Source organism: Campylobacter sp. MIT 12-8780, assembly GCF_006864535.1.
GTDB lineage: Bacteria > Campylobacterota > Campylobacteria > Campylobacterales > Campylobacteraceae > Campylobacter_D.
Window position 1 is genome coordinate 25,833 of sequence record NZ_QHLL01000002.1, and the last position, 12,884, is coordinate 38,716.

11 protein-coding genes are annotated in these 12,884 nt (G+C 36.8%); 4 read left to right on the plus strand and 7 right to left on the minus strand.

Going from position 1 to position 12,884, the window contains the following annotated elements:
- Nucleotides 1-168: 168 nt before the first annotated feature.
- Complete coding sequence (locus DMB95_RS01595) at nt 169-1,578, plus strand: SLC13 family permease (RefSeq protein ID WP_142930632.1); 1,410 nt, start codon at nt 169-171, stop codon at nt 1,576-1,578.
- On the opposite strand, the gene argF is transcribed toward DMB95_RS01595, so the two are convergent.
- Entirely contained in the window at nt 1,575-2,474 is a 900-nt protein-coding gene (gene argF, locus DMB95_RS01600) for an ornithine carbamoyltransferase (RefSeq protein ID WP_142930633.1), read from the minus strand. The two genes, DMB95_RS01595 and argF, sit on opposite strands and share 4 nt — an antisense overlap.
- 118 nt (nt 2,475-2,592) lie before the next feature.
- Nucleotides 2,593-3,579 (minus strand): porphobilinogen synthase, encoded by a 987-nt coding sequence (hemB, locus tag DMB95_RS01605; RefSeq protein WP_142930634.1) that lies wholly within the window; start codon nt 3,577-3,579, stop codon nt 2,593-2,595.
- Between the two features lie 67 nt (nt 3,580-3,646).
- Here hemB and ribA point away from each other — a divergent pair, with 67 nt between their 5' ends.
- The 3 genes from ribA to DMB95_RS01620 are packed head-to-tail and all read left to right on the plus strand — an operon-like array spanning nt 3,647 to nt 5,248.
- Nucleotides 3,647-4,222, plus strand: a complete 576-nt coding sequence (gene ribA / locus DMB95_RS01610) for a GTP cyclohydrolase II (RefSeq protein WP_142930635.1) — start codon at nt 3,647-3,649, stop codon at nt 4,220-4,222.
- Nucleotide 4,223: 1 nt separating this feature from the next.
- Nucleotides 4,224-4,835 carry a 16S rRNA (guanine(527)-N(7))-methyltransferase RsmG gene (gene rsmG / locus DMB95_RS01615; RefSeq protein ID WP_142930636.1) on the plus strand — a complete coding sequence of 204 codons (612 nt, stop codon included), beginning with the start codon at nt 4,224-4,226 and terminating at the stop codon, nt 4,833-4,835.
- Between the two features lie 29 nt (nt 4,836-4,864).
- Nucleotides 4,865-5,248, plus strand: a complete 384-nt coding sequence (locus DMB95_RS01620) for a hypothetical protein (protein ID WP_142930637.1) — start codon at nt 4,865-4,867, stop codon at nt 5,246-5,248.
- Between the two features lie 495 nt (nt 5,249-5,743).
- Here DMB95_RS01620 and flgE read toward each other — a convergent pair whose 3' ends face one another.
- From flgE to ilvE, 5 genes are all read right to left on the minus strand, one after another.
- Nucleotides 5,744-8,437 carry a flagellar hook protein FlgE gene (flgE, locus tag DMB95_RS01625; protein ID WP_142930638.1) on the minus strand — a complete coding sequence of 898 codons (2,694 nt, stop codon included), beginning with the start codon at nt 8,435-8,437 and terminating at the stop codon, nt 5,744-5,746.
- 1,389 nt (nt 8,438-9,826) lie between these two features.
- Nucleotides 9,827-10,330 carry a DUF2393 family protein gene (locus DMB95_RS01630; RefSeq protein WP_137631987.1) on the minus strand — a complete coding sequence of 168 codons (504 nt, stop codon included), beginning with the start codon at nt 10,328-10,330 and terminating at the stop codon, nt 9,827-9,829.
- Nucleotides 10,330-10,860 (minus strand): DUF2393 family protein, encoded by a 531-nt coding sequence (locus DMB95_RS01635; RefSeq protein ID WP_137631988.1) that lies wholly within the window; start codon nt 10,858-10,860, stop codon nt 10,330-10,332. The genes DMB95_RS01630 and DMB95_RS01635 overlap by 1 nt, the downstream gene beginning before the upstream one ends.
- A 16-nt stretch (nt 10,861-10,876) precedes the next feature.
- Entirely contained in the window at nt 10,877-11,935 is a 1,059-nt protein-coding gene (locus tag DMB95_RS01640; protein WP_142930639.1) for an SPFH domain-containing protein, read from the minus strand.
- Between the two features lie 11 nt (nt 11,936-11,946).
- Complete coding sequence (ilvE, locus tag DMB95_RS01645; RefSeq protein WP_142930640.1) at nt 11,947-12,867, minus strand: branched-chain-amino-acid transaminase; 921 nt, start codon at nt 12,865-12,867, stop codon at nt 11,947-11,949.
- Nucleotides 12,868-12,884 lie beyond the last annotated feature (17 nt).

Genomic DNA, 12,884 nt, shown 5'->3' on the forward strand with positions numbered 1-12,884 from the left:
CTAAGTTGCAAGATAAAAAATGAAAGAACTTTTCAGGATAGTTTTAACAATAAAAACTTTATAAAATTTACAAAATGAAACCTTGCTTTCTTAAATTTTGCTTCTTTTTTACACAAACTGAGCTAAGATAAGTTATAATCTTTTTCAAAAAGCGATCTTGGAGTAAAGATGAGCCAAAAAGCCCAGCTTAACAAACAAAAATTAAAAGATGAGCAATTTTTTAAAATTTTTTTAGGCTTGGTTTTGGCAATATTTCTTGCCCTCATCGCTACAGCGATAGCATTTTTTTACCTCAAAGCTTCCATTAAAGTTTCTATCTTGCTTGGTATAATGGCACTTTTGGTGACTTTGTGGACGAACAAAGCTTTGCCTATGGGCGTTGTTTCCTTGCTTCCTATTATACTTTTTCCTAGTTTTGGAATTTTAGAGACAAAGCAAGCCACTGCAAATTATGCTAATCCCATAATATTTTTGTTTTTAGGTGGCTTTATGATTGCTACAGCTACTGAAAAAACAGGACTTCACAAGGTGATCGCCAAGACTTTTTTAAGCCGCTTTCCTCAAACCCCAAAAGGTGTGATTTGCGCTCTTGGCTTTGCAAGTATAGTGCTTGGCTCTGCTTTGTCAAACTCAACCGTAGCTCTTTTACTCTTACCTGTTGCGATGTCAATCAGTGATGATACTTTTTTAAGAACGCGTTTTTTGCTTACTATAGCCTTTGCAGCAAGTATTAGTGGGATCACAACGCCTATTTCAAGTCCGCCAAATTTAATCTATCTTGGCTTTTTAGAAAATATCCACATGCCAAGTCTAAGCTTTACAACTTGGATTTTTATGATGCTTCCTATCACTTTGCTTATGCTTTTTGCGATGATTAAAATTCTTTCTTTTAATACTGAGGGCAAGAGCTTGAATTTAGAAGCTTTTACACAGATGAAAAGCACCAAAGAGCAAAAACGTTTGCTTGTATTTTTGTGCGCTTTACTCATCACTCTTTTTATAAACTCGCCTATAAAGCCATTTTACAATGGTTTGGGCTTAAATGAAAATGTGGTTTTGCTTGCCTTTGGTTTGATGATGTTTTTGCCAAAAATAGGCTTTTTATCATGGAATGATTCAAAATCCATACCTTATGAACTTATCTTTTTGTTTGGAGCAAGCTTTTGTATCGCCACAGCTTTTTCTCAAGCTGAGCTAAGTGGGGCATTTGAGAAGTTTTTCTTGCTTTTTAAGGATTTGCCTTTTGTGCTTTTTGTGTTTATCGCAAGTTGTTGTGCTATCGTTGCTACGAGCTTTTTATCCACTACAGCACTTATTGCTATCATCTTGCCTATCATTAATGTCGCTACAGCAAGCTTTTTAGATGAAACGCACCGCATGCTTGTTATGCTTATCATCACGATTTGTGCGAGCTTTTCTTTTATGATCCCTATCTCAACCCCGCCAAATGCTATAGTTTTTGCTCAAGGTGGGATTAAAACTTTAGATATGATGAAATTTGGAAGCTTACTTACCCTTGTTGGTATTGTTTTAGTAACTTTGTTTGGGGTGTGGTATTGGTGGCTTTTTATCTTTTAACGATGAGCGTCTAAAAAACAAAGCAAAGACTTTACTACATAAAGCCTATTTACCGCCTCATCAAACACTTCTTTGCTATGAGCTTCAAACACTTCTTCGCTTACTTCATAGCCTCTATACGCTGGCAAGCAGTGCAAGAAAATCGCTTCTTTTTCAGCTTTTTTCATCGCTTCTTCATCGATGATAAAACCTTCAAAGTCTTTAAGCCTCTTTACTTTTTCAGCCTCTTGTCCCATAGAAACCCAAGTATCAGTGATGATGACTTCTTTACCTGCTAGGGCTTCAAATTTATCATTTGTAAAGCTGAGTTTTGCACCTGATTTTTTAGCTTCATTGAGTGCAAACTCAAGCACATTTTCGTTGATCTTATAGCCTTTTGGTGTAGCAATGCTAAGCTCAAAGCCAAGTATTGAAGCCGTGATAAGCCAAGAATTACACATATTGTTGCTATCGCCTATATAAGCGATTTTGCCTTTTTTGTTGTATTCTTTGATGGTAAGCAAGTCCCCTAAAACTTGAGTTGGATGATACAAATCACTTAAGCCATTGATGATAGGTGCTTTGGAGTATTTAACAAATTCAAGCAAGGTTTCATGAGAATTGACTCTAAGCATAACAAAATCAACCATACTCGCAATAACCCTAGCCGTATCTTTGATAGGCTCGCCACGACTAAGTTGCAAGTCATTTGAGCTTAAAAACAAAGCCTTACCGCCAAGCTGAGTAATGCCAAGCTCAAAAGCCATTCGAGTGCGTGTAGAGTTTTTTTCAAAAATCATCGCCAAAGTTTTATCGATAAGCAATTTTTGCGGATTTTTTTTAAGCTCGCTAGCCTTAGCTACAAGAGCTAGAATTTCATCTTTGCTAAAATCCCTTAAAGTCAAACAATGCCTCATGATTATCCTTTCTCACGCAAATTAAAATTATAGCAAAAAATCATTCTTTTTTGCTCTTTTTGTCTTTAAAATATTATACCTCACAGCAAATTTCTTAGCGATAAAACTTTATTTTTCCTTAAATTTTCCCCTCTTTTATCAACCTTGCTACTTCTTTAGCATGATAGCTGATGATTAGCTTTGCGCCAGCTCTTTTAAAGGCGATCATCGTTTCTACCATTAGCTTTTCATACTCTATCACGCCTAGCTTTGCGCCAGCTTTAAGTAAAGCATATTCGCCGCTGACATTATATACACAAATTGGAAGCAAAGTGTGATGAGCTAGCTCTTTGATGATATCAAGATATGCAAGGGCTGGTTTTACCATGAGTATATCAGCGCCTTGCTTTTCATCTTCAAGGCTTTCTAAAAGTGCTTCTTTAGCGTTAGCATAGTCCATTTGATAGCTTTTTCTATCTCCATAACTTGGAGCAGATTCAGCTACATCTCTAAAAGGTCCATAAAAAGCTGAAGCAAATTTAGTTGAATACGCCATTATAGGTAGGTTTTCAAAGCCATTTTCATCAAGGGCTTTTCTCAAAGTAGCGATAATGCCATCCATCATACCACTTGGTGCGATCATATCAGCTCCAGCTCTTGCATGCACTAGGGCTTGCTTGGCTGAAATTTCAAGGGTAAGATCATTTGCCACGCTTTTAGTGTGCGGATCAATGATACCGCAATGTCCATGATCGGTGTATTCACAAAAGCAAAGATCAGTGATGATAAAAAGCTGTGGATACTCAGCCTTAATAGCCCTAATAGCTCTTGCAATGAGTGAGTTTTCATCAAGCGCTTCGCTGCCACAGCTATCTTTTAGCTCATTTTCTATCACCCCAAAAAGTATGATCGCCTTGATATCTAAGCTTACAAGTTCCTTGCACTCTTTTAAAAGCTCATCAATACTAAGCTGAAACACACCGGGCATTGAAGAAATTTCTTTTTTTACATTGTTACCATTTACCACAAAAAGCGGATATATGAAGTCCTCTATTTTTAGGGAAGTTTCTTTTAGCATAGCTCTTAAATTTTCATTCATTCGCAATCTTCTTAGTCTTTTAAACATTTAATTTCCTTTTTTTTGGTAAAATCACAGCGATTTTAACATATTTTATTTTGATAAGGACTTAATTTTGGATATAAAAATTTCAGATCAAGCAAATTTACCAAGCAAATTTGGGCAGTTTCAAATTCAAAGCTTTAAAGAAAAGCTTGCAAGTGGCGAGGAAAAAGAGCATTTATGTATCATAAAAGGCGATTTAAAGGGTGTTGTTAATATAAGAATTCATTCAGAATGCCTTACAGGAGATGCTTTAGGAAGCTTAAAATGCGATTGTGGTCCTCAGCTTGAGTTTGCACTTGATTATATAGAAAAAAACGGCGGTTTAATCATTTATCTTAGGCAAGAAGGGCGTGGAATAGGGCTTTTTAATAAAGTCAATGCTTATGCCTTGCAAGATTGTGGGCTAAATACCATAGAAGCGAATCTCAAGCTTGGTTTTAAGGCTGATGAGAGGCATTATGAAGTTGTTGATTTTATACTCAAGCATTATCAAATCAAAGAAGTCAATTTGCTTACAAATAACCCCTTAAAGCTTGATAGCTTAGGCGTTAAGGTGCTTCAAAGAGTGCCGATTTTAATCAAAGCAAACCGCTTTAATGAAGGCTATCTTAAGGTAAAGCAAGAACAAATGGGGCATTTGCTTTAAAATGCTTGAGTATATCAAAAAGCTAAGTTTAAGCGAGCAAAAAAAGTTTGAAAATCAATGCTTAGAGTATAAAACGCTTTTAAGTGAATTTAATAAAGTGCATAATCTTAGCCATTTTAAAGACTTAGATAAAGAAATTTATGATAGTGTAAAAGCGCTTGATTTTAAAGACTTAAGCTTTGTTAAAACAGCGGTTGATATAGGTTCTGGGGCAGGTTTTCCAGCTCTTTTTTTAGCTCTTTTTTTAAGGGCTGATTTTCATCTTTTTGAGCCAAATGCTAAAAAATCAGCCTTTTTAAGACTTATAAAAACGCGTTTAAAGCTTGCAAATTTACACATTCATAAAGAAAAAATCGAGCTTTTTAAGCCCAAATTTAAAGCCGATCTCATCACCTCAAGAGCCTTGATGAAAGTTGAGCCACTTATCAAGCTTTGCGAGGGATTTTTTGATACAAATTCGCTTTTTTTACTTTATAAAGGAAGCGAGCTTGAAAATGAGCTTATGCACCTCAAAGAAGTTGAAATCATCAATGACAAACAAAGAAAATATTGCTTTATCAAAGGAGCTGAAGCGTTAAAGACATTAAAAACTATAAAAGCTGATAAAAGATAAAACTAAATAAATTAACTCAAGGGATAAAAATGCTGATCTTTGGACACAAACTCATACAAAGTTTTCATTTTAAGCAAATTTTGAGCGAAAATGAGCTCAAAAGCGATGATAAAAAAGATGAAAATAATATATTTTGCTTCAAATACGATGAAAACTTCATCAAACTTTGTCTTGAAAAAGACTTTAAATTTGCTATCCTAGCTCAAAATGAAAATGAAATTTTACTTGCCAATGCCCTAAAAGCAAGCTTTATCTTGCTTAAAGATGAAAACTTAGCCCAAAAGGCAAGCAAAATGGCTGAATTTTATCTTTTTGATAGTAAAGTTTTGCTTCTCGTGCCACATTTAAAAGAACTTGAAAAAGCCTATAAATTAGGAGTTGATGGAGTTTTACTTGAAAGCTTCCTTAGATAATAAAAGCTCACAAATACAGCTTATCTTACCCAGTTTAACAATAAAAACAAGTGCTTAAACAAGTGTTATTTAGGCGTATCTTTGCAACTCACTCTTAAAAAAGAGCGAGTTTGCAATAGATTGAAGGTTTGTCAAGCCCACAAAAAAGTCTCGTATTACAAGGCTACATCATAGACTTGTAAAGCAAGGCTTAAAAAGCCTCTGAAAGATCCGGAGTGGAAATTTAAGGAAGACAAAGGATGCTCCGGACCTTTAAGAAGCTTTTATTAGCTCTTTTCACTTGTTTTAATTAAGCTTAAAATCAGCTTAATTTTTAGTTGATTTTGCTTCACGAAGAAGCATTTAAAACTTACTTAAAAGCAAATTTCATTCCAAATTTGCTTAAAAAGCAAGGCTTTTTCATTTTTTATAAAAATCTAACTCACTTCATATAACAAGCTAGATTTTAAGCCCAGCCCACTTAGGCTAGGCTTAGCTTAAAAAGCTTTTAAAAGCTTATTGTTTAAGCTGTATGAGTGTGTTAAGCAACTGATCGCTTGTTGTGATCGTTTTTGAGTTTGCTTGATACGCTCTTTGTATGATGATGAGATTTGTCAAGCTTGTGCTAAGATCAGCATTTGAGCTTTCAAGTGCTGAAGTTTGCATTGTGCCTCGTCCGCCTGTGCCTGAAGTGCCTATGGTTAAGTCCCCAGAGTTTGCACTGACGCGGTAGAGGTTGCCTCCCATATCTTCAAGCCCAGCATCATTTGTTACATTACCCATAGCTACACGAGCAAGGACAAGTTGGATTCCATTATCAAAGCTTCCGATGATATTGCCTTGTTGATCCACGCGGATATTTTCCGCACCTTGTCTTAAAGAGCCCGGTTTATAGCCGTCTGTTTGTTGTTTTTGTAAGGCTGAGGTTTGATCGTTGCTGACAAGTCCATCAAAGTCCCCAGAAGATCCCAAATTCAAAGAAATTTGTTGATTTGGTGCTGAGCCGTTGTTTCCGCTGAAATTAATCGTTCTTGGGCTATATGAGATCAAAGAGCCATCATTACCAAAACGCACATTTCCTACGACTATGTTTGTTGGACCATCGCCTGTAGTGTTGATCGTAGCAGGTTCTGGCACTTTTATAATCATTTGCCATTCATTACCTCCATCAAGTGTGGTGGATTGTTTTACCCACTCAACACTGATAAGATGTTCAGTTCCTAAAGAGTCAAAGACTTGCAAAGAAGCCCCAAAGGCACTTAAGGCTAAGTCTTTGGTGGATTTGTTTGCTGTGCCGGTGTTAAGATTGCCTTCCCAGCCTTGAAAGACATTTGAAAAGGCTGTATTTTTGCTGATCGTTCCAGCTGCGTCTTGATACTCTGTAGCTTGGAAATTCATATTTTTAGGATCAGCGGTTAAAGGAGCCGACGCAGCACCACCTATCGTTGTTAAAGATGGTGTTGTGGTGGTTTCATTTGGATTTGAGATCACATAGTTTCCAGTTTCATTGACTACAACCTTGACTTTTTCATTCAAATCGCCTGTATCATGTGTGCCTGTGCCATCATAATCCACCCCATACCTTGCATCTCTTTGCAAAAGCTCTCTTAAGTCTTCTGTTGAGTGAAATACCCTTGTGTCGCTATTTTTAAGACTACCATTCACAACAGCGTTGTAGTAGTTTTGTGAAGCTACACCTTGATCGGTGGCTGGCCATGTCAAATTGTTTGCATTTGCGCCAACGCCTGGAGTGTATTGCACTCCACCATCTGGATTATACATCGGCGATAAATTTTGAGCCGAAGAACTATAAGTGTATTTGTGAGCGGTAATAACTCGCACGCTATTAAGGGTTAGGTTGCTAGTGGCATCTGTGCCATATGCAGCTCCTGTAGTAAAAGCTATAGCCGCACCAGCTGTTCCAGCACCGGTTATGGTTGCTGTAACATTTGTGCCATCAGCAGTCCATAAAGATGGAGTTCCAGTTTGTCCAGCTGGAGTATTTCTTGCTAAGGCAGCTGTAACAAATGTTTGAGTGGCTGCATTATAAGTGATATTATGTGCTTCACCGGCTGTGTTAGCAGCATTGACTACTAAATTGATATTTTTCATACTATCAGTTGTGCCGTTTGCATTGGTATTGATAAAGTCTATACCTGAACCATCAGCATTTTTTACCGCTCTTACACCTGTGCCCTCTCTGGTATCTGTAGCTGCGGTAAAGGTGTTGATGTATTGGATCGCTTGATCAAGGCTAGTGATAGTGTTGTTTTGTATAGCAACGCCATTTATCGTGATATCTAAATTTACGGTATTTGGTTGCACATTGCCATTTGTGCTTCCCCAAAATGCAGCGGTTTGACTTTGAGTTAAATTTGGATCAAAAGCATTAAGTCCAGTTTTATTTGTGCTAAACTCAGCATCAGCAAAACTCATCCAAATGCCTTGTCCATCACGAACATTTAAGCTTTGATATGAATCACCATCAAACAAAGAAGCAAAATCCACACCTTTTTCAGTTACGGCTTGCTCGTTGTTTGAAGTGGTATAAAACTGCGTTGTGCCACTATCGTTTTCATCAGTAGCTTGTCCTGTTTTGGTGTTGTAATTATACACTGAATCAAGGCTATAAATCACTCTTGAAGTTGCTTCATCGATCTTTAAGCCACTATTTAAAGAAGCATTAAGATAAATTTGTGAGCTAGGATTTGCTGGAAGTTGCATAGCAGGATCCCAGCTGATATTGCCTGCTGGCACGGTGGTATCAACGCGTCCTGTGGTAGGGTTTCTTACCCAGCCTTGCACGACATAACCTGAAGCATTGACAAAATTTCCAGCCGCATCAACATTAAATGCGCCGTCTCTTGTGAGGTATTTGCTGTCTCCGCCATCATCACTCACTAAGAAAAATCCATTTCCATTGATCGCTATATCATAGTTGCTATCTGTTCTTGTGATACTTCCTTGTGAGTGGATACGATAAGTTGAGTTTGCATTTACACCAAGCCCGATTTGCATCGCATTTTGTCCGCCTAGTTCGCCTGTTGGACGCGTAGCGATAGCCATAGTTTGAGAAAACATAGTGCTGTAATTAACACGAGAGTATTTAAAGCCGTTGGTGCTAACATTGGCGATGTTATTACCCTCAACATCCATACCGATTTGGTGCATTCTAAGTCCAGATACTCCAGACCAAAGTGATCTCATCATAGTGAATCCTTTATGAAATATTGTTTGCAATACATAAGCAAGAAGTGTTCCAACTTTTGAAAAAAACAAAACAAATCCGCAAAAATATAAAGAATTCACTTTTGCAAACTTTTTATATTAAGCACTTTTAAAAGTAAATTCAGCTAGAATTCTCGGCGTTTAAGTGCTTAACTTCTTTTCGGTGCGGAAAGGAGGGCTTGATTTGATAGGTAAGTTTTTAAAAATTCTTATTTTGATACTTGAGCTTATCAGGGAGCTTTTAAAACTCCTTGACAAAACTCTATAAATTCCAAGCTAGATTATACAAAACGCCCGCTTAAGCATAACTTAAACACAAATCAAGCACCCTTAAGAAGTCGCGGGCTGGGTGCTTTTTAAAGCTTAATAAAAAATAATCGCTTAAAAATATAAAATTTTTACTTTTGCAATTTTTTATATTAAGCACTTTTAAAAGCAAGTTCAGTTATAATTTTCTCGTTTAAGTGCTTAACTTCTTTTCGGTGCGGAAAGGGGTGGATAAATGATAGAGAAAGTCTTAAAGATTATTATCTTGATTTTGCAACTAGCCAAAGAGTTGTTACAACTCCTCAACTAGTTACCTTTAAAATTCCAAACTAAATTATACAAAACGCCCGCTTAAGCATAACTTAAACACAAATCAAGCACCCTTAAGAAGTCGCGGGCTGGGTGCTTTAAAGCTTGATAAAAAACAATCACTTAAAAAATATAAACTTTTTACTTTTGCAATTTTTTATATTAAGCACTTTTAAAAGTAAATTCAGCTAGAATTCTCGGCGTTTAAGTGCTTAACTTCTTTTCGGTGCGGAAAGGAGGGCTTGATTTGATAGGTAAGTTTTTAAAAATTCTTATTTTGATACTTGAGCTTATCAGGGAGCTTTTAAAACTCCTTGACAAAACTCTATAAATTCCAAACTAAATTATACAAAACGCCCGCTTAAGCATAACTTAAACACAAATCAAGCACCCTTAAGAAGTCGCGGGCTGGGTGCTTTAAAGCTTGATAAAAAATAATCGCTTAAAAATATAAAATTTTTGTTTTTGCAATTTTTTATATTAAGCACTTTTAAAAGTAAATTCAGCTAGAATTCTCGGCGTTTAAGTGCTTAACTTCTTTTCGGTGCGGAAAGGGGTGGATAAATGATAGAGAAAGTCTTAAAGATCATTATCTTGATTTTGCAACTAGCCAAAGAGTTTTTACAACTCCTCAACTAGAAACCTAAATAAACACTGATATAATATCTAAAGCCCGCTTAAGCATAACTTAAACACAAATCAAGCACCCTTAAGAAGTCGCGGGCTGGGTGCTTTAAAGCTTGATAAAAAAACAATCACTTTGCCCCTTACAATGATACAAAAATTTAAAAGAGCTTATATACAATGTAAAAGATGATAAAACTCGACATTCACAAACTGCGGTGGAAAGGGAATTTGAGCTTGAAAGTCCTTGTAAGTATTTCCGGGCAGGGTTTTGATGATCTGTATATCATAATGCACGCTGTTTGAGCCTCTTTGGATAGTTTTGCTTGAGTCTGCTTTAAAAGCTCCTTCGCCACCACCGACTTTGTTTGTTATGGTGAGTTCTAAAAAACATTTGTTGATGTCAAATTTGGTTTTATTTGTTACTCTGCCACTGATGACAACGCTTTCGGTGCGAAGATTTCTTATGAATTTGACATTTGAAATTTCAGCTTGTTTGGTGTATTGTTCTATTGTTAAAAAGAGTGAATATATCAGTATGGAAGTGATGAGTATATTGATAAAATAGCACGCTATAGCAGTGTGAAGCTGTTTTACCTTGATAAAGATAATCACGCAACCTAGCACAAAAGCAAGCAAGCACACTATACATACGATAAAATGAAAGATAGTCATTAAAAACACTCGCTTTGAAGTTTTACTGAAAAATTGTTTTCGTGGCTTAAATTTTCAAAGTTAATGCGTTGATCTTTGCTTTGTCCTTTTAAAAGTTCATCTATGGTTTTGCTTTTTACGCGTATGGGGATATACTCGCTTTTTAAACGCGTGATAAAACTAGCGTTTGCGTCGGCTTGATCGTAAATTTTGGCTTTAACTTTGCAGTATTTGAAATTGTATTTTGAGTCATTGCTGATACTAAAGTCAAGGGCGAAATTTGAACTGCCATAAAAATTTTCATTGACTATATTTACAGCTCTTTGACGCACTTTTGAGTCTATGAATTGGTATCCATACACAGCCAAACACGAACAAAAGATAAAGTTAAACAAGATGAGTAAAGTAGCGATGATAGGGGAATTTCGCAAAAAAGCGACAAATAAAAGCACGCAGATAAAGATAAAAACAACGAGCAAGGCAAACAAAAAATCCACTGGATAAAGGTGCTTAAGATAAAAGAGTAAATTTTCTCTTAGCCCGTCTGCCATGCTCGTTTCCTCTTTGCTATCTTGTGCCTACTGAGCTTTGTTGTTTGGTATCTTTGGTATCTACCCAGATATTTGGCACTGATCCGCCCGGTGTTAGAAAGATTTTTGCGTCTTTGTTGTTTTGTAGGGCTTCGTTAAATTTGCCTTGCACTTCGATTTGCTTTAAATTTAAAAGCGGATTATTTAGGCTTTGCGCGATTTCTTTGTTTGCATAAGCTTGCGCGTCAGCTTCTATGCGCGCTGCGTCTGCTCGTCCTTTTGAGCTAATGATGGTTGCGTTTGCTTCACCTTCTGCTAAAGTTGCTTTTCTAATAGCTTCTTGAGTGGCGCGTTCGGCTTCTTGTCTAGCGATTTGCACTCTTTCGATTTGTTCTTTTACGCTTGCTGGAAGTATGATTTCTCTTAAATGCACATCTTGAAGCCATACCGGCGCATTTTGTAAAGAAGTGATGGTTTTAGTAATGCCATCATTAATCTGCTGTGCGATAGCGTTACGATTGGCTGGTAATTCTTCTGCGGTGTATTTGCCGATCACACTTTGAACCACATCGCGCACGGTTGGATCGATGATTTTGTTTTCCCAGTTAAGATTATAAAGGGCTATGGTGCGTGAAACTTCATCTGGATTGAGGCTGTATTTAACCGTGATATTAACAAGCACGGTTAAGCCTCTTGAGTCAAGCACAGAAATAGAGCTTTTTTCAACTATGCCCGAGCTTTGCTGAATCGTCGTTGGAGCTTCTGAAGTGGTGTAAGTCATCTGTCTTTGGCGAGTATCTACGATAATGATTTTTTGAAAGATAGGCACGAAAAAATGAAGCCCTGAATTTAAAGGCACAGGATCATAACTTCCTGTGGTTACTTTGATACCTTTTTCACCTTCATTAACTATAGCAAAGGGCTTTGCAAGCACTAAGATAAGCACAAGGATAATGAGAGTGTAAATGAGCGGAGAAAATTTACCAAAGCCTTTGAAATTAAATTCTGGGGCTTTGAAATTAAAGCTTTGTCTGTCTTTGTTACCACTTGAGTTGCCGTTTTTTTTGTTAAAATAATCATTTAAATCTGCTGGCATTTATGTCCTTTTTAGTTGATATAAGTTAAAAATGAGCTGAATTTCTCGTTGCGTCCATACACCACATCAAAATACGCATCTTGTATAAGCTTAGTAAGCTCACCTCGTTGCCCTTGCCCTATAATGCGTGCGTCTATATTGTTAATCGGTGTAACTTCAGCTGCTGTGCCTGTGAAAAAAGCTTCATCAGCGGTATAAACTTCATCTCTTGAAATTCTTTGGCGTCTAACTTCTAAATTCAGCTCCTCAGCGATCTTAATCACGCTATCTTGAGTGATACTTTTAAGTGAAAAATCATTTGGTGGAGTGATTAAAACGCCATTTTTAACGATAAAAAAGCATTCACCTGTGCCTTCAGCCACAAAGCCTTCTTCATCAAGCATTAACGCTTCTTCATAGCCTGCTTCTATGGCTTCGTATTTTGCAAGCTGTGAATTTAAGTAGTTTGCGCTTGCTTTTGCTTTGCCCATAGAGCTTTTGACTGAATTTCTTGCAAAACTTGAAATTTTGACTTTTATACCTTTTTTCAAGCCTTCTTCGCCAAGATATGCTCCTACTTCCCAAGCAGCAATTGCTGTGCGAACGGGCGCGTTTTTATGATACACACCCATAGTGCCATCGCCTAAAAATATAATAGGGCGAAGATAGGCATTTGTGTTAAATTCATTTGCTTTAATAAGTTCAATTTGAGCTTGTTCTAGCTCACTTTGAGAATAAGGGCAATCAATCAGCGTGATTTTAGCACTTTCTAATAATCTTTTTGTATGATCTTGCAAGCGATAAATAGCCAAGCCTTTATCTGTTTTATATACACGAGTTCCTTCAAATACAGCATTTCCATAGTGTAAAGAGTGAGTTAAAACATGTATAGTTGCATCTTTAAAATCAATGATTTTGCCGTCCATCCAAATTTTTTTTGCTTCAGCTTTCATGGATTTACCTTTCTTGT

Bases quoted from the DNA above. Each gene is read 5' to 3' on its own strand.
- DMB95_RS01595 (WP_142930632.1), top strand. From the start codon at position 169: ATGAGCCAAAAAGCCCAGCTTAACAAACAAAAATTAAAAGATGAGCAA.
- argF (WP_142930633.1), bottom strand. From the start codon at position 2,474: ATGAGGCATTGTTTGACTTTAAGGGATTTTAGCAAAGATGAAATTCTA.
- hemB (WP_142930634.1), bottom strand. From the start codon at position 3,579: ATGTTTAAAAGACTAAGAAGATTGCGAATGAATGAAAATTTAAGAGCT.
- rsmG (WP_142930636.1), top strand. From the start codon at position 4,224: ATGCTTGAGTATATCAAAAAGCTAAGTTTAAGCGAGCAAAAAAAGTTT.
- DMB95_RS01620 (WP_142930637.1), top strand. From the start codon at position 4,865: ATGCTGATCTTTGGACACAAACTCATACAAAGTTTTCATTTTAAGCAA.
- flgE (WP_142930638.1), bottom strand. From the start codon at position 8,437: ATGATGAGATCACTTTGGTCTGGAGTATCTGGACTTAGAATGCACCAA.
- DMB95_RS01630 (WP_137631987.1), bottom strand. From the start codon at position 10,330: ATGACTATCTTTCATTTTATCGTATGTATAGTGTGCTTGCTTGCTTTT.
- DMB95_RS01635 (WP_137631988.1), bottom strand. From the start codon at position 10,860: ATGGCAGACGGGCTAAGAGAAAATTTACTCTTTTATCTTAAGCACCTT.
- DMB95_RS01640 (WP_142930639.1), bottom strand. From the start codon at position 11,935: ATGCCAGCAGATTTAAATGATTATTTTAACAAAAAAAACGGCAACTCA.
- ilvE (WP_142930640.1), bottom strand. From the start codon at position 12,867: ATGAAAGCTGAAGCAAAAAAAATTTGGATGGACGGCAAAATCATTGAT.